The organism is Methanosarcina sp. DH2, from assembly GCF_020804225.1.
In the GTDB taxonomy this organism is placed as follows: domain Archaea; phylum Halobacteriota; class Methanosarcinia; order Methanosarcinales; family Methanosarcinaceae; genus Methanosarcina.
Map to the genome: position 1 here is coordinate 70,999 of NZ_WJBI01000016.1, position 15,363 is coordinate 86,361.

At 42.5% G+C, this 15,363-nt stretch carries 14 protein-coding genes; 3 read left to right on the top strand and 11 right to left on the bottom strand.

The window, feature by feature from the left end:
* Positions 1-3 precede the first annotated feature (3 nt).
* Entirely contained in the window at positions 4-684 is a 681-nt protein-coding gene (locus FXV91_RS15740; protein WP_229391630.1) for a phosphoglycolate phosphatase, read from the bottom strand.
* A gap of 176 nt (positions 685-860) precedes the next feature.
* A complete protein-coding gene (gene radA, locus FXV91_RS15745; RefSeq protein ID WP_229391631.1) occupies positions 861-1,838 on the bottom strand; it encodes a DNA repair and recombination protein RadA in 978 nt (325 codons plus the stop codon).
* A gap of 286 nt (positions 1,839-2,124) precedes the next feature.
* On the opposite strand from radA, the gene FXV91_RS15750 reads away from it, so the two are divergent.
* The 3 genes from FXV91_RS15750 to FXV91_RS15760 all read left to right on the top strand — a co-directional run bounded on the left by FXV91_RS15750 (position 2,125) and on the right by FXV91_RS15760 (position 4,033).
* Complete coding sequence (locus FXV91_RS15750; RefSeq protein WP_229391632.1) at positions 2,125-2,589, top strand: phosphopantetheine adenylyltransferase; 465 nt, start codon at positions 2,125-2,127, stop codon at positions 2,587-2,589.
* A gap of 109 nt (positions 2,590-2,698) precedes the next feature.
* Positions 2,699-3,031, top strand: coding sequence for a hypothetical protein (locus FXV91_RS15755; RefSeq protein WP_229391633.1), 333 nt, complete (start codon positions 2,699-2,701; stop codon positions 3,029-3,031).
* Positions 3,032-3,199: 168 nt separating this feature from the next.
* Positions 3,200-4,033 carry a deoxyribonuclease IV gene (locus FXV91_RS15760; protein ID WP_229391634.1) on the top strand — a complete coding sequence of 278 codons (834 nt, stop codon included), beginning with the start codon at positions 3,200-3,202 and terminating at the stop codon, positions 4,031-4,033.
* A gap of 140 nt (positions 4,034-4,173) precedes the next feature.
* On the opposite strand, the gene FXV91_RS15765 is transcribed toward FXV91_RS15760, so the two are convergent.
* The 9 genes from FXV91_RS15765 to FXV91_RS15805 form a co-directional block, all read right to left on the bottom strand.
* Positions 4,174-5,214: a methionine synthase gene (locus FXV91_RS15765; protein ID WP_229391635.1), complete on the bottom strand. Its 1,041-nt coding sequence runs from the start codon at positions 5,212-5,214 to the stop codon at positions 4,174-4,176.
* 486 nt (positions 5,215-5,700) lie between these two features.
* On the bottom strand, positions 5,701-6,000 hold the full coding sequence (locus FXV91_RS15770) for a DUF378 domain-containing protein (protein ID WP_229391636.1): 300 nt from the start codon (positions 5,998-6,000) through the stop codon (positions 5,701-5,703).
* 318 nt (positions 6,001-6,318) lie between these two features.
* Entirely contained in the window at positions 6,319-7,680 is a 1,362-nt protein-coding gene (locus FXV91_RS15775; RefSeq protein ID WP_229391637.1) for an ATP-binding cassette domain-containing protein, read from the bottom strand.
* Positions 7,681-7,691: 11 nt separating this feature from the next.
* Positions 7,692-8,474, bottom strand: a complete 783-nt coding sequence (gene cbiQ / locus FXV91_RS15780) for a cobalt ECF transporter T component CbiQ (RefSeq protein WP_229391638.1) — start codon at positions 8,472-8,474, stop codon at positions 7,692-7,694.
* Positions 8,475-8,589: 115 nt separating this feature from the next.
* Positions 8,590-8,931 (bottom strand): energy-coupling factor ABC transporter substrate-binding protein, encoded by a 342-nt coding sequence (locus FXV91_RS15785; protein WP_229391639.1) that lies wholly within the window; start codon positions 8,929-8,931, stop codon positions 8,590-8,592.
* Complete coding sequence (locus FXV91_RS15790) at positions 8,928-9,635, bottom strand: energy-coupling factor ABC transporter permease (RefSeq protein ID WP_229391640.1); 708 nt, start codon at positions 9,633-9,635, stop codon at positions 8,928-8,930. Before FXV91_RS15790 ends, FXV91_RS15785 begins: the two co-directional genes overlap by 4 nt.
* Positions 9,636-10,515: 880 nt before the next feature.
* Complete coding sequence (locus FXV91_RS15795; RefSeq protein ID WP_229391641.1) at positions 10,516-10,977, bottom strand: YqaA family protein; 462 nt, start codon at positions 10,975-10,977, stop codon at positions 10,516-10,518.
* A 534-nt stretch (positions 10,978-11,511) separates the two neighbouring features.
* Positions 11,512-14,121, bottom strand: coding sequence for an S-layer protein domain-containing protein (locus FXV91_RS15800; protein ID WP_229391642.1), 2,610 nt, complete (start codon positions 14,119-14,121; stop codon positions 11,512-11,514).
* A gap of 355 nt (positions 14,122-14,476) precedes the next feature.
* Complete coding sequence (locus FXV91_RS15805) at positions 14,477-15,196, bottom strand: queuosine precursor transporter (RefSeq protein WP_229391643.1); 720 nt, start codon at positions 15,194-15,196, stop codon at positions 14,477-14,479.
* Positions 15,197-15,363: the final 167 nt, after the last annotated feature.

A 15,363-nucleotide genomic window follows, 5' to 3' on the forward strand; every position in this document is an offset into this window, starting at 1 on the left:
TTTTTAAATCCAGCCGTTTGATTCAAGAAATTCAATAGCTTCTACAGCCCCATCCCCAAACGGTGCTTCTGTCACGTAATTGGCAGCTTCTCTAATTTGTTCGTCCCCGTTTGCAACAGCGATCCCGAAACCTGAAACTTCAAACATTTCTACGTCATTTGCTGAGTCCCCTATTGCTACAAAGTCTTCAGCTTCGAGTCCCATCATTTCTGCAAGTTTCTGGAGCCCTATTCCTTTGTTGATTCTGATACTTTTGACATGGATTGCGTATTTGGTATCAACAAGTTCGACCTCGAAGGGCTGAGTCTCCAGAAGAGCTCTGGCTTTTTCAATGTCGAAGTTCCGCCGGAGAGCAATTTCGGTTTTGCGGTACATGGGATCGAGCTTTGTAAGCTTGAAATACTCGGAAAGGAAAGAGAAGGCTTTTTCACACTCTTCAAGGCTTTCTTCAAAAGTGCCGTTCAAATCATAGCGGACAGTAATAGCGCCTCCGTTCTCAGCAATCACAGCTCCGTCCAGACCGATAAGCCTTGATGTTGTCCTTGCATAACATAGGATGTTGCCTGTGGCAAGAACTACCGGAACTTTTAAGGAACGGATTTTTTTGACGGCTTCCAGATGGAGTTCTCTGTTCTCGCAGGTAATTGTCCCGTCAATGTCAACAACAATAGCTTTGAATTTCATTGAAAAAAGATGGGAATGGGGGGATAAAATGCTTCCCCCATTAATCGCTCTTTGAGTATATGTCTGGATGTATAAGGCTATTTTTACCTTAATTTACATCCTTAACTTAATTCTGTTTATCTTAATTCAACCGACCTTAGCTTTTACTGAATTTTCAATAAATTTTCAATGAACTTTCACTGATCAGTAATTCCGGCTGTGGTGACTGCAACGACAGCTTCCCCTTCTGGCAGGTTGGGTGAGTCTACCAGGCGGATAATTCTCTTTTCTCCTTTGGACTTCCGCAGGTAAAGCCTGAAAGTTGCCGTGTGCCCGACTATATGCCCTCCGACAGGCCTTGTGGGATCACCGAAGAAGGCATCGGGTTTTGACATTACCTGGTTTGTTACAATTATACAGGCATTGAATAAGTCCCCGAAACGAAGCAAGCCGTGCATGTGTTTATTGAGTTTCTGCTGTCTGTCTGCCAGAGTTCCCCTTCCTACATATTCAGCCCTGAAGTGAGCCATAAGAGAGTCAACTATCAGCAGGCGAACAGGTTTGCCCATTTCCCTTAGCTCGTTTGCCAGGTCGGTTGCAGAGTCTACAAGAAGTATCTGGTGATTGGAATTGTATGCTCTGGCGACATGGATATTCTGCAGAAATTCTTCAGGATTAAGTTCCATTCCGTACTTCTCGGAAAGCCCCTTTACCATCTGGGTAATCCTTTCCGGCCTGAAGGTGTTTTCAGTGTCGATTATAATGACGGAACCGCCGAGGCCCCCGTGTTCCTTGTCCATCTGGACGTTCACTGCGAGCTGGTGAGCCACCTGGGTCTTTCCGGAACCGAATTCTCCATACAGTTCGGTAATAGCCTGTGTTTCTATGCCCCCGCCCATCATTTCGTCAAATTCCGTACAACCGGTAGTCAGTTTGCCTACCATTTTCCTTCTTTCAAGCACAATATCTCCGGTCTCAAATCCCCCAATATCAGCAGCCTGTCTTGCAGCATTGATGATTTTTGCGGCAGTTGATTCCCCAATCTCGGCTGTATTTGCAAGTTCAGCAGGCGAGGCTACCGCCACTGCTTCAATGGTATTAAATCCGGCTTCTTTGAGTTTTTCTGCAGTTGCAGGGCCAACTCCTGGCAGATCTTCAAGTGCTATTTCGCTCATTACAAATTCTCCTGGATGCACATGTTTGTATAAGGTGCATAACGGTGGCTTCACTATGTTTCACAGGTATATATATCTAGAGGAGGCGGAGTGAAAGTATTCAGAAGAGCCTGTAGAACGAAGTCAGAACGTTACAGAACCTGGCAAAAAGGAGGAGAAATAAGAGGTCTTTTCCGACAGCTACACTTACAAAAAAAAGGAGAAAAAATGAAGAAATTTTCTAGAAATTCTCTGGAAAACCGAAAAAAACCAAAACTTCTTTTTACTTAGTAGATTATCACCCATCATGCCAAAAGTCGCCGTAGGCGGTACGTTTCAGTATCTTCATGACGGACACGCCAAACTAATTGAAAAAGCTTTTGAGATAGCAGGGAGCGGAAAAGTCCACATAGGGCTTACTTCGGACGAAATGTTGCGAAAAAGCCACGATGTAGACAGTTATGAAAACAGGAGGTTCCGGCTGCTTGAATACATAAAAGAAATGGGGATTCCGGAAGAAAAATATGAAGTCACCAGTCTGAATGATCCCTGCGGCCCAACTCTGGAAGAGGATTTCGACTACATAATTGTCTCCCCTGAGACCTATCCGGTCGCCCTTAAGATTAACAGCATCAGAGAGAAAAAAGAAAAGAAACCTCTGGAAATTGTATACGTCGAATATGTGATGGCTGAAGACGGAACCCCGATTTCTTCTACGAGGATTGCACAAGGAGAAATTGACAGGCACGGAAGGTTAAAAAAAGAGGCTTGAAAAATAGGTTCGAATCCTGAAATACCTGTAATTTTCCGGAAACCCCCTCTTCAATAGGTATAAATCAGGACACAATCATAAAGTGAAGACACAATTATAAAGTGATTACATGCCCAGAGAATTTACAGAAAAAGATATCGAGATTTTTAATAAGCTCGCCCCGGAAGCAGGAGGAAAAACGATGTCAAGGGAAGCAGGACATCATTTCCCCTTTATACTGCGTCCGGTCTCACACAAATTTGCCGAATCTCCTGAAGACTTCAGGGAAAGGCTCGAAAGGTTGAACGCGGATGAACTTGACTATCTTGTAGGGCTCGCCCTTGAAGGAAAAGAGGATGTCCAGTCTCTTGACGAGGACCTTGAAGAACTGGTTGCGGTAGTCACAGAAAAAGTGTCTCCTGAAAGGGCAAAGCAATTAAAGGATTTTGTGGGAATTTTCTAAACAGATGAAAATATTTTAAAGTCTTTCTGGAAAAAGGGTATCCTGAAAAAAGGTATCCTGAAAAAAGGTATCCTGAAAAAAGGTATCCTGGAAAAAGGTACCCTGGAAAAAGGTACCCTGAAAAGAAGGCACTCTAAAAAAGAGAAATAAAGAGCAATTTTGAAAAACATGTCATCAGAAAAACTTATTTTTGGGACTGCAGGGGTTCCCAGAAGCACAAAAGCCAGCAACAGTACCGCAGGAATTGCGCGTGTCAGAGAACTGGGTCTCGACTGCATGGAACTGGAGTTCGTGCAGGGAGTACGTATGGGTGAAAAAGGGGCAGGAAATGTTCTGGAAACAGCCAGAAAAGAAAACATAGCCCTGAGTGTACATGCGCCTTATTACATCAACCTGAACTCCCCGGAAGAAGAGAAATTAAAAGCCAGCATGGAAAGGATCTATCAGGCTGCAAGGATAGGCAGCCTCTGCGGAGCAGAGTCAATAATACTGCATGCAGCCTTTTACCAGAAGAGCAGCAAACAGGCTGTCTATGAAAATGTCTCAAAAGCCCTCAGAGAGCTCACAGGGCAGCTCAGAGATGAAGGGATACCCGCAGTCCTTCGCCCGGAGACTATGGGCAAACGTACGCAGTTTGGAACCCTTGAGGAAGTGATTGCCTTAAGCGAAGAAATCGAAGGGGTTATGCCCTGTCTGGACTTTTCCCATATGCATGCAAGAGAAGGAAAGGAAAATTCCTATCCGGAATTTATGGCAATTCTTTCGAAAGTAGAGGATGCTCTTGGAAAGGAAGGACTTACAAACATGCACATGCACGTGTCGGGAATAGAATATGACAGGAATGGGGAAAAAAGACATCTGACCCTTAAAGAATCAGACTTTAATTATCCTGAACTTTTAAAAGCCCTTAAAGAATTCGAGGTTCGGGGACGGGTCATTTGCGAAAGCCCGATCCTGGAAGAAGATGCGCTTCTGCTAAAGAAGACTTACATGGAACTATAATGTTATAATTCTTAGCTGATAAGTTTATAAGGTTTACCTGGCACTCACAATCCAAACAAAAAAGGATCTGATGGCCGGGGTAAAAGTAAAACCCACAGCAGGTTATAATACTTTTCAGATAGACTCTTAGTCTAATCTATTCACTGATCCTTCTTTTCTGCATTAAATTGATTGATACCTTTTGCTGTATTCTTAAGCAGCTTGAAAGCAAGGTCCGGATCAGGCCAGAATGCCAGCCCACAGTCCGGATTCGCATACTTTATGCGATCTCCAAGAATGGAAAAAGCCGTTTCAAGCCTCTTTTTTATAATATCTGGAGTCTCTAACTCAGTCACTATTTTTTGCACGTACTCCTTTTCCTTCCAGGCATTAATTCCGTACTTTTCATTGATAATACTTATAAGACTGAAAATGTCGGTTCTTGATACTCCGACTCCTACATAAGTATTTGAATCCTCCAGTACTTTTCGGTCCAGAAGATCAAGATAGGAAGGAGTTCCCGCATACTCAAATCCTATGACATTGATAGGGGTCTCACATATAAGCTTATACTTCAATGGGGAATATACATGAATCTCCATATCCGCTCCCTGTTGCCGAGCATAGGTAGAGGCAACCGTAAGAGCCGATATGATGTCAGCGTCAGAAAACTGAATCTTATCGTTTAATCCCAGGCTGATTTCATCCAGAGCTATAACTTTGATTTTGAAATTTTTTGCTGTTTTAAATGCCTGTTTAATGAATTTCTCAATATCCAGTGCAAGGATATGATATGCGTCCGCAAAAGCTGTTGCCCCGAAAGCCTGAAGATACATATCTGTAGGGCCTGCAATACAAACCCTAACTTCAAGAGTCTTTCCTGTCTCTTTTTTATATTTTTTTGCGACTTCATCGATTATTTCCAGCTCAAGGATCTTTGCATTCTCCTCTTTCAATACATAAGGCTCATAACAGTTTTTTTCGTCTTTTATGATATCAAGAAACTGACCTATCATATCCCTAAACTGAGGATATGTGGGAACTTGCACTCCCACATTAATTTTTCTCTGGAAAGCCTCCCTTATTATTGAAAAGAGTTTTTCGTCTTCATTTCGATTTTCAGCTGCAGCCTTTATCCACTCCCTTGTGACACCTTCAGGTGTGGGAAGGCTGCCTTCATCGATAAAAATAATCTCCTGCATACCTGGTATTAAGAAAGGGGAGTTTTTATAGATTTTGAAATTGTTCTGGCATTACAATGTGAATTTTCTAAATTTTGCGCCGCTGACCACTAAAAAAGAAGTAGCAAACCAGTTTATGTTTGTTTAGATGTGATACACCTTTAAAGGTGACCTCTAATTAAAAAAGTGCCTGGAAGTAAGTAAATTACTTTTTTTTGTTTTAGCCCTGTTTTGTGATTTGATTATAATTTGTAAAAATGACTTACTGCCTATACTTTCTAATAGATATAAGATTAAATATACCTTATATGATTCAATACACATTTCAAACCCTGGCACTCTTGTGCCACTATGCTATACTAAAAAGTCATTTCGTTGATATAAGGTCAATAAAATGTCCAATAATCAAACATTATTGTCTTATAGTGGCAGGGTTCGAAATGTGCATTCAAGACAATATTCAAGGAAGTATTCTAGCAAATCCGGTTGAAAAGGAAATTCCATTATTTATGGAATTCCACTCCAGCTGTATTGCTTGCCACTATACTTCTTCTCGCCTTTTGTATGCCAGTACTTTTTCAAGTATGAATATTTTTCCTTATAAATCATTATCAAGTAGACTCCAGACAGGCCCACCAGAATGTAGACCAGCTTCGAGATGACTGATTTCTTCCCAAAAAGAGTTGCTACCAGATCGAAGTTCAGGAGCCCTACAAGACCCCAGTTCAAAGCACCTATTATTACTAACAGTTTGGATAGAATCTTCATATTAGACTGATTCTTCTTTACCAGACCTTTCGCATGCATCTTTACCAAACCTCACATGATAAAGCATTGAGAAAGGACAGATTGTTTTTTAACTGGAAAATTTTTACTGGAAAATTTCTACTGGAAAACTTCGGTCTTTTAATTCCCAATTCCCTGCCCTCTCAAACAATGTTGGAGCTAAGATATTATTAATTTATTCCTCAACCCGGCCAGATTTTTTTCTGGGGAGAAGTATACTCAAAAGGACTTGACGAGTGTTCAAAAGAAGCCAACGGGCATTCAAAAGAATCTAAAGAAAAATGGAAAATAAACAGAAAAATAGTTGCAAAAAGAAAAAGAAAAAGAAAAAGAAAAAAATTATATTTTAAGCGCTCCAGACTTTTCATCGGTCTCTTCGAGCCACTTGCACCCGCCTTCCCTGTTAACCACACCCACGGTAAATTCTATCCCGCTTTTTTCCACATACTCGCGGGTTCTTTTCAGGGCATGGTCTACCATTCCGCCTGCTGTCAGGATAAGGCAGCGTTTTCCACAGAGTGCCATAAGGATCGACTTATCTATAACGCCTGTGGTAACATCCAGGCGGATCCCGTCCTGTTCTGCAAGAGTCTTGCTTTTCTTGCCCATTGCCCCCACGAAGGCAATTTCTCCTTCTGTAATGATTTGCCTGACTTCTGGCAGGGAATAATTGTCAGTATCGTAAAGTAGCACCCCACCGGCTTTAATACCTTTGCGCTTGAGCTCAACAATAGCCCTGCCGTCAGGGTGGATGTGCAGAACAGTTGCATTAATCGCTTCGTAAGGAGACTGAGTCGCATACTCCCCGTACATGACCCCGAGGTTCAGGTTATCACCTTCCCGGACTCCGGGAGGGACCTCAACCCACATCAGGTCGAGAGGCTTTAAAGTATTGACAAGGTCAGGTATGGTTTTAGGGGAGTTTTTGCCGTATGCGAGCCCTCTTCTCTCAATTTCATGATAAATCTCAAGGGTAGTTGGCTGGCGCAGACCTGCTTTTTTAAGAAGCTCCTGCTCTTTGAAGACCTCTGCAGGTGTCCCCTGCCCTATTAGTTTGCTGTTCGACATGAGGTACACATAGTCAGACCAGCGGTAAGCCAGATCCACATCGTGGGTGGATATGATGATCGTACTGCCAAAGTGATTAAATTCGTTGAGCAGATCCATGATCTCGTCTGCTCCAACAGGATCAAGATTTGAAAGGGGCTCGTCAAGGATGATCACTTCAGGCTCCATAGCCATCACCCCCGCAATTGCAACCCTCTTTTTCTGCCCTCCGCTCAGGTGATGTGGAGGCTTGTCCTTCAGGCGGGAGAGCCCGACATGCTCAAGGGCATGCTGCACACAGGCATCGACTCTTTCTTTTGAATAACCCAGGTTTGCCGGCCCGAAAGCTACGTCCTGATACACTGTGGGGGCAAAGATCTGGTCATCGGAGTTCTGAAAAACGATTCCTACGGATTTCCGGATTTCCCTGAGGGACTTCGAATCATACTTAAAAGGTGCTCCATGGAAGAGGATTTCACCTTCTTGTGGCTTTAAGGTCCCGTTCAGGAGCAGGAAAAGAGTGGACTTCCCGGAGCCGTTCTGCCCTACAAAGGCAATCTTTTTTCCTTTTTTGATCTCGATATTTATGCCCTGGACAGCTGCAGTCCCGTCCGGGTAGGTGTATTTAAGGCTCCTGGTCTCAAGAATAATCATAATCTTTTACCTCAAACAATGGATATGTTTTTTGTAAAATAAAAAAGTGCAAGAGCTGAAAGGAAATAAGCAGAAGTTAGCAGAAGTTCTACTGCCCTTACCGGCCTGTTTACTTCGAAGAGGGTCATTTTTCCGTCGTAACACCTGGAATTCATCGCAAGAAAGAGTTTGTCTCCCTGCTCCCAGGACCTTATAAAAAGTGTACTTCCAAGCATGCCAATTGAACTGAGGGAGCGCCTGAAGTTGGAGTAGCCTAACCTTACAGTCTGGGCATACTTAATAGACATAGCCATATCCAGGAAAACAAAGATGTACCGGTAAATCAGCATGGAAAGCTCTATAAGTGATTCCGGAAGCCTGGAAGCCTTGAGCACGGCAAAAAGTTCTATCATTGGAGTTGTAAGCGAAAGGAAGTAAAGGCAGCACATCCCGCTTAAGGACCGTGAAAGCACGAGGAGAGCAAGCTCAAGCCCGTCTGCCTTTACCGAGAAAGGATAACCTGCAAGTTCAAAGGACAGGATCTCCTGCCCTGATCCGGAGAAGAAGGCTATGATAACCACACCCGTAAATGCAAAACCTACAGGGGCGAGCAGGAGTTTCAGGTATAATTTAAGTGGAGCCCTGCCGAGAGCAACTGTTGTAAAGCTCATGCACAGGGCTATGAAAAGAGGAGTTATAGGGGAAGTGGATGAAACTCCTACAAGCAGCCCGAAAAGAACTATTGTCAGCTTTAACCAGTTGTTTTTGTGCCTGAGAGGGCTCATAAGGGCGTAATCGTCAAGGATATTGGTCATGTGGAGAACCCGCAGATAGGTAAATGAAATCAGAAATCAAAGGTTAAAAATAAAAGGCAAAAGATAAAAACTTTCCTCCCTGGAAAGAAGGAGAATAAAAGGGCAGAAGAAGAAATTATAGAGACTGTCGGTCGCCATCGGAATTACTTTTGTCTTTGTATCCAAGATCTTTTTTATAGCGGCTTTTAGCCCTGTAATAGCCAAGGAAGTAGCCGATAACCCCTGCACCGATAGCTGCCTGAAGGCCAAAGAGAAGACTTTCGATTTCCCCGCTTGGAGGCTCCCAAAAAGGTTCTGCATTTGGTTCGTAGGTTCCGCCAGTGATTTCGTTTATTACGTCTTCAGCCTGTCCGTCAGCTCCTCCATATTCAGCGTCCGTTGTGGACGACATATAAATGAACTGTACTGCAAAGATAAGGATAATTGCGAGTACGATAAGTTCCAGTTTTTTGCTCATGCGGAAGTCCCTCTCAGTTTTCTTACGACAGCATCTTCAAGAACTTTCATTTCAACCAGGATATCACTCTTGACATTGACCACATACTTGAAGAGCAGAGCACTGACAGCTCCTTCCATGATTGCAAGAGGCAGCTGGGTAATTGCAAAGACTGCAGCAAATTTGCCGAATGAACTCATAAAGCCTGCAAAGGTGAGTGCTCCTCCTGCAGGATATGCAAGAGCAAGTTCTACAGAGGTGGTTACATAAGTTGCCCAGTCCCCAAAAGCTGTTGCAAGGAAAACCACGGCATAGAAATTGAGCTTTGTTTTCATCCCTGCCTTATAAACCAGGTATACTGCCACAGGGCCAACGATGCCCATGGAAAAAACATTTGCTCCAAGGGTTGTAAATCCTCCATGCGCAAGGAAAAGTGCCTGGTATAAAAGCACGATAGTCCCGAGCACTGCAGATATTGCCGGACCGAATATAATTGCTGCAATCCCGGTTCCTGTAGGATGAGAACAGCTTCCTGTTACCGAAGGCAGTTTAAGGGAAGATAGCACAAAAATAAACGCACCTGCGACAGCAAGGAGAGGCAATATTTCGCGTTTTTCGTTCACCAGCCGATTCATTTTATGAATGCCATACAGTATCACTGGAATGGACACTGCAAACCAGGCCTGCCACCAGGGAGTCGGTAAAAAACCTTCCATTATATGCATCGGATCACCGCAAGGATATCAAGTAAATATTAGTGGGATTAAGTCAAGTTAAATTGAGTTAATAAATACATAAAGGTTACGGTGAGAGAGAAGCAGGTGCGCGGGAACCTATAAAATTAGTTCAAAGGTGGTAGGGCTCTTAATATTTCGAGAAAATAGGACAGAACAAGCAAACTTGAGTAATCGGAGGTATAAACCAGTAGATAAATTATGCCCCATAAAGAATAATTTAAAGGAAATTAGCGTCTATAGAAATTGTTAAGCTAATGTGAAGAAATAGACAATCAATTTCACTAGCAGGAAACGGAGAAACTAGCTGAAAGAAAGTAAAATTGTCCAGGATTGAAAAAAATAGAAGTAAAAAAGAAAAGATAGAAAAAAATAAAAGTGGAGGTTATAACAGTAGATAGTTTCCGTTTTAAGAACCTGGAAGACAGGTCGAAATGGCAAGCAAAGCAAATAAAAATCAACTAAAATTGCTTTAGCAAAAAAGTATTGTATCCTTAAATATATAAGTATATCTATTTGCTTCTTTTAGAAAAGAAGTCTTGAAATAAGATCGCCAGACAGGGTGTACAGTAGAAGAAAAATAAGAAGATTTAAAAGGAAGATCTACCTGGATGATGAAAAATCCATTTGAAAATGAGAGAAAAATAAAAGTAAAAAAAGAAAAAGCAAAAAATGAGAAATCCGTATGATAAAATCAAACCCGCCCGCAACAGGAACAGTTAATCGAATTTAGAAGGGCAAAAATTTAAAAGCTAATTTTAAAAATTTAAAAGCGGCTTCTACAATTTAAAACCGATTTTTACAATATATAAGCCTTAAATTTCGTTTTTCATCGAATAAACTCTTATATTCATTTAATAGATGACAGACCTTAAAATCCGTTACTAAAAAACACTACAGAATAAGCAACTGCAAGATAGCGCCCGAATTTACCAAGAAAAACCAGGACTGAGAAAGACCTGAAGGGAAGCTGCATAAGCCCTGCAACCATGGTAATCACATCCCCTATACCCGGAACCCAGGTAAAAAGCAGAGTGTAGACTCCATATTTATTAAAAAGCCTTTCACTTTTCTCGAGCTTTTCAGGTGAAGGAGAGAGATATCTTTCAAGTACATGCCGCCCTTTTAAACCCAGGTAATAAGTGGTGCATGATCCAAGAAAGTTGCCAGCAGTAGCTACCATAACTACAGTAAAAGGACTGAAACCCTGATAAACGAGAGCGATTACCAGAGCCTCCGACCCAAAAGGAAAAACCGTAGAAGCCAGAAAACTCAGAATAAAAAGATTCAGATAACCGTAGTCGGTAATAAAGGCACTCAGGGATTCAAGCATGGTACTCCTTCTCTTACATTCCTGCTTACTATTCCATTTATATTATATTATCTCTGCGTAACAACACTTTTTTTGTTACGTTCGACAAAAGAGAGCGGTTATTTCCACGAAAAAAGATAGAGAAACCAAAAAGTAAAGATTTGAAACGACATCGAAAACCGGAAAATGTGTAAACAAAATAGAATTGGGTCCTGCTTGATAGTTGCTTACAGATACTCTTTTTCCGTTTTTTATTTTTTACAGCTTTTTTCTCTTTACGGAACGCAAGACAGCCTATTGGGTATCGTTATAATATCGGAATTGAAAAAATGGCCCCAGGGTCAAAAGAAGCAGTCTCAAGACAGATATAAAGGGAAAGCAAAGGGAAAGCCTCCGGTGAAATATCAGAGAAAGTATTCAATTAAGATTCTGGGGACTATCAAATTAAGGTCCAGAAAGTATCAGGTTGAAGTGTACTAAGAAAAAAGAGGAAAAAGACCGGAATCAAAAAATTAATTTCCGGTCCCTGCTACAGAAGAAATGTCCAAATCGGGTTTAGTTCCTTCTTTTCCGAAGCAGTATAAATGCCGTGGCGAGTATTCCCAGGGTTGCAATGCCGCTGAAGAAGGGAGTCGATTCCGTTACATCGTAACTTCCGCTCAAATCTCCGACCTCAACGGTATATGTTCCCGCTTCTTCCTCAGTATGGGAGAACTCAACCAATGTACTCTCACCAGCTCCCAGGCTCACGGTTTCAGAGTCCACGGACTCACCGTTGATCAGGAGTTCCACTTCTGTTTCTCCTGCAATGTTCCCTGCGTTTGTAACGTTCACCTGGATAGTAACTGCGTCTCCGCCTTCAACAGAAGCAGGTTCAATTGAGAGGTCCGAGAATTCAAAACTGGCTCTGTCTTCAGAAACCTCAACAATAGTTTCTCCTTCCTCATAACCTGCCTTTGTAGCATTTACCGTAAATGTACCTGGAGCAGTTACCCAGTAAGACACAATACCGTTTGCACCCGTCTGTCCTTCAATTTTCTGTCCGCCAAAGAAAACATCTGCCCCGGAAACAGGTTGGTTTTCTGCCGAGTCGGTAACCATTATACTTATCTGGTCTCCTTCTCTGACGGTTTCAGGAGAAACTGAGAGAAGCAGTTTCAGGACGCCTGTTCCGACAATGTCTACATCTTTACTTCCGGAGATATATCCGGCCTTGTTTGCGGTCAGGGTAAAGTCACCTTCCTGGCTGGGGGTGTACGTGAGAATTCCATCGTCTCCCGTGGATCCGATGCTCTGATTTCCAAGAAGGAGTTCAACATCACTCACTGCAGCGTCTCTTGCCGTCACCGAGATTTCTGCCGCCTGTCCGACCACAAAGACATCTGGAACTTCAATTACCAGCTGATCCTGTGCAGCACTTTCGATTTCTACAAAGGGATAGAAGCGCAGAACAGACGAATCATCAGCAACCCTGAACTTAACGTTGCCCATCAGGTTAATGGTATTACCCCTTGAGAGGGAAATCGAGTCCTCATTTCTCATCGTAATTCCTGAGCTGGAAATCGTGCTTATTTCCATCCTGCCGAAAGAGTCGCCCTGGGAAAGCTCAAGGTAATCGTCCGAGATCTGGAAGATTCCTTCTATAAACACAGCATCCGTTTCCCGCGACCTGAAGACAGTGCTTACATGGACTGCAATCATAGGGACATCTTCAGCCCCACCGATATCTGCTTCATAAATGTAGTCCCCGTTACTGGGAACTATTCCCGAATCCAGCAGCCGCCCATCTTTGTACAGCTCAACGAGTACTCTGTTTCCGTTAACGTCAACTTCCGAAGCCTTGAGGGAGTAACCGTTCTCAAGAGCTATTGAAGAGCCGGTAAACATAGATTTTCTGTTATCGTCATCAATCAGGACTTTTGAGAGGATATCATCCGAAAGCACACTCACATTTCTTGAGTTTCCAAAAGTATTAGCCGGATAACCCGCAAAATACTTCTCGGCCATGAACCCTATAACTTCATAGCTTCCCCAACTTTCCTGCTCGAATTTTACAAGTGCCGGGCTTGTGGAATAAACAAGCGCATCGTCATTAATTGACCTTCCGCTTATTCCTTCTCTGAGAGTCAGGCTTTCGGTGGAAACGTTTTCATCGATGCTGTAATAGAATCCTTCGAAGTTGTAAGGCGTCCAGACAGTGGTGTTGAACACTTCGTCGTAGACAGTGCCCCTCAGCTCATAGGTTCCGGGCTCTGAAGTCTCAACTATGGGGGCAAAACGGAGTTCGCTGGCATCAGCCACAATAAAACTGAGTTTTCCCATAATATCGACTGTATCTCCCCTGCTGAGGGAAATAGAATCACGGTTTCTCATTGTGATCCCGGAACTTGAAGTGGAACTTATTTCCATTTTCCCGAATCTGTCCCCATTCTCAATCTGGACATATTCATCCGAGATCTGGAAAATCCCTTCTACAAAAACCGCATTGGTCTCTCTACCACTGAAGATCTGAGCTAAATGGACTGCGATAAGGGGTACATCGTCCGCATCTCCAAGCTCGGTTTCATAAACATAATTACTGTTGGAAGAGAGGAAGCCATCATCTATCACGTCCCCGTCCTTTTCGAGCTGTACCCATACGGTATCCCCATTAATGTCCACTTCCACAATATTCAGGGAATAACCTTCTTCAAGTATGAGGGAAGAGCCCGAATACAGGGATTTCCTATCGTCACTATCAATCAGTATCTTCGAAAGCTGTCCATCTGAGATTACACTGACATCGTCATCTACAAAGCTGGAGTTTGCTGTGTACCCTGCAAAATACCGCTCTGCCATAAACCCTATAACCTGATATGAGCCCCAATTCCCATATTCGAATTCCGTCTCAATGAGTCGGGTTTCATACCGCAATCCATTTCTCTCGACGCTCCGACTGCCCGAGGTAAGCTGGATTGTCATATTCTCGGAGCCTTCCCCGGTATCAAGGTCATAATAAAAACCTGAGTACGTCTGGGGCGTCCAGGTATAGGTAAGGTTCTGGCCTGCGTTTTCATCCCAGATGCGGTTGCCTGTTGAACCTGAAACCTGTGCAGCTGCAGTTTCACATAGCAATCCGAGCACCAGAAAAAGACATAGTATTTTTATATATTTTTTAATCCCCAAGTTAGACCTCCTTTTGATATAATGGAGAAGCGGGTGAAGCCATCTGGAAGCCCGGGAGAAAATAGAAACAGAAAAGTTTCCTGAACACTCCCTGGACATTTCCCTTGACCCGAATACCCCTGTTTACTTTTAAAGATATTAAAATATTAAAATATTCAACTATATGCATTTCTAGATATTAGACTAATCAGATAAAAGTTTTTGGGCAATTCTGACTGTATAAAGTGAAAAAACGGAACATATAGAAGGCGAAAGATGGGCTAAAAATAAGAAATAAGAGATTATAACGGCTTAAAAAATAAAACGGGAAGAGATATAAATGTATATTATATTTTTACCAGTTAGAGGTCATATATTACTTTTTAAGCAGTTTTTTGTAGAGCACAAACCAGGGATTATCCAGAAAACCTATTACATTTTTACTGATAAGCTGCCCTATAACCAGAGGAAGAACAGGCATAACTCCGTAAAAAGCAATAAAGACAAAGATAAGGGAATCCAGAGTGAGATTAACAATGTCACTTGCACCTGAGCGCAACCAGATGTAAGGATTTATCATGGTATCATGCTTGAAGTTCGTTTCTTTTTCAAAAAAGCGTTTTTTAAGGGATGCAAAGATCCAGGCATCAAGGTTCGAGCAGACCAGAAAAGAGACCCAGCTTGCAATCGTAATTCTTATGCTCAGCCCAAAGAGGCTCCTCCAGGCATCTTCCAGTTCAAAGAAAGGAGCAGGGGTTAGATTTGTGACCATACCTATGAAAAGCACGAACAATACCTGGGTCGCAAAAGCGATAAGAATAGAAATATGCGTCCTCCGTTCCCCGTAGACCTCGTTAATCATATCCACTACCTGGGCAATAAAAGGATAGATAAAAACTGCTGCAGGAGCAAAGAAAGAGTAAAATCCAAGGTCAAATACGATGATACGCGTGGCAAGGACCTGTGAAGCCACAAGATAAACCACATAGAAAGCGGTGAGTACCGTAAAACCGTTTTCAGGCATTTTTTTAATAACATACACGGATGCATAGGTAGCAATTGTAAGAGTGATAATCCAGTACAGCCAGACGAACATTTTTTCACAACCGGGTTTTATGGAGCTTGAAATGGACCGATGAAACTTGGGCGGACTAATAATATTTGAATAAAGGGCGATAAGATTTGAATAAAGGGCGATAGGATTTGAATAAAGGGCGATAAGATTTGAATAAAAAGCGATAAGATTTGAATGATGAAACTGAA

Excerpts from the sequence above, each read along its gene's own strand:
- FXV91_RS15765 (WP_229391635.1), bottom strand. The coding sequence starts at position 5,214 with ATGCAGGAGATTATTTTTATCGATGAAGGCAGCCTTCCCACACCTGAA.
- FXV91_RS15740 (WP_229391630.1), bottom strand. The coding sequence starts at position 684 with ATGAAATTCAAAGCTATTGTTGTTGACATTGACGGGACAATTACCTGC.
- cbiQ (WP_229391638.1), bottom strand. The coding sequence starts at position 8,474 with ATGACCAATATCCTTGACGATTACGCCCTTATGAGCCCTCTCAGGCAC.
- FXV91_RS15790 (WP_229391640.1), bottom strand. The coding sequence starts at position 9,635 with ATGCATATAATGGAAGGTTTTTTACCGACTCCCTGGTGGCAGGCCTGG.
- radA (WP_229391631.1), bottom strand. The coding sequence starts at position 1,838 with ATGAGCGAAATAGCACTTGAAGATCTGCCAGGAGTTGGCCCTGCAACT.
- FXV91_RS15785 (WP_229391639.1), bottom strand. The coding sequence starts at position 8,931 with ATGAGCAAAAAACTGGAACTTATCGTACTCGCAATTATCCTTATCTTT.
- FXV91_RS15805 (WP_229391643.1), bottom strand. The coding sequence starts at position 15,196 with ATGTTCGTCTGGCTGTACTGGATTATCACTCTTACAATTGCTACCTAT.
- FXV91_RS15755 (WP_229391633.1), top strand. The coding sequence starts at position 2,699 with ATGCCCAGAGAATTTACAGAAAAAGATATCGAGATTTTTAATAAGCTC.
- FXV91_RS15750 (WP_229391632.1), top strand. The coding sequence starts at position 2,125 with ATGCCAAAAGTCGCCGTAGGCGGTACGTTTCAGTATCTTCATGACGGA.
- FXV91_RS15775 (WP_229391637.1), bottom strand. The coding sequence starts at position 7,680 with ATGATTATTCTTGAGACCAGGAGCCTTAAATACACCTACCCGGACGGG.
- FXV91_RS15760 (WP_229391634.1), top strand. The coding sequence starts at position 3,200 with ATGTCATCAGAAAAACTTATTTTTGGGACTGCAGGGGTTCCCAGAAGC.
- FXV91_RS15795 (WP_229391641.1), bottom strand. The coding sequence starts at position 10,977 with ATGCTTGAATCCCTGAGTGCCTTTATTACCGACTACGGTTATCTGAAT.
- FXV91_RS15770 (WP_229391636.1), bottom strand. The coding sequence starts at position 6,000 with ATGCATGCGAAAGGTCTGGTAAAGAAGAATCAGTCTAATATGAAGATT.